This window comes from Dyella japonica DSM 16301, from assembly GCF_001010355.1.
In the GTDB taxonomy this organism is placed as follows: Bacteria; Pseudomonadota; Gammaproteobacteria; order Xanthomonadales; family Rhodanobacteraceae; genus Dyella; species Dyella japonica.
The window spans coordinates 1-481 of sequence record NZ_JPLA01000123.1 but is presented as its reverse complement, the minus strand read 5'-3'; the positions used below and the strand labels follow the sequence as shown (position 1 = coordinate 481).

The 481-nt window shown below is 44.5% G+C and carries 2 protein-coding genes; both read right to left on the bottom strand.

Going from position 1 to position 481, the window contains the following annotated elements; all coding sequences use genetic code 11:
• Positions 1 to 226: hypothetical protein (locus tag Y882_RS19565; protein WP_046973406.1), on the bottom strand; the 226-nt coding region annotated here is incomplete at its 3' end.
• Positions 227 to 228: 2 nt separating this feature from the next.
• Positions 229 to 481, bottom strand: a 253-nt coding sequence (locus Y882_RS20360; protein ID WP_046973405.1) for a hypothetical protein, incomplete at its 5' end; no start/stop codon positions are given.

The following is a 481-nucleotide window of genomic DNA, read 5'->3' as shown; positions in this document are numbered from 1 at the left end:
TCTTCTCTGCATCATAAACGGAAGTGTTACCTGGTTTACCGTTACCTAAACGAGCAGCAGCATTGCGCCACAATGCCTTGAACAGACGCCCTTCATCAAAGGTCATATTTAGTGCTTGGATAATATCCTCACACTCGGCCTGATATGGAGGCTGTTCCATACGTTGAGGGTTGGTTACCTGAACCAGATAGTAGTTATTAAAACCACCTGATAGTTTTTCGGACATGATTACTCCCCAGCTTTCAGTTTAGCTTTCTTCGCAGCAGTATCTTTAGTTACCAGATTTTGCTGAAAGTCAGGCTGGCTCATATGACCCAGGTAGCTGACGTTCAGGAATACAATATCCCGTACATCTACCACTTGACCAAAACGGTCATTCAGATTCTGAAATAGAGCAGACTGAGCACGTCCCAGGTCACGGAAAGTTACCTGTTTCTCTTCAGTAAGCAGCATAGTGTTCTGAACAATAACAGCACCTTCC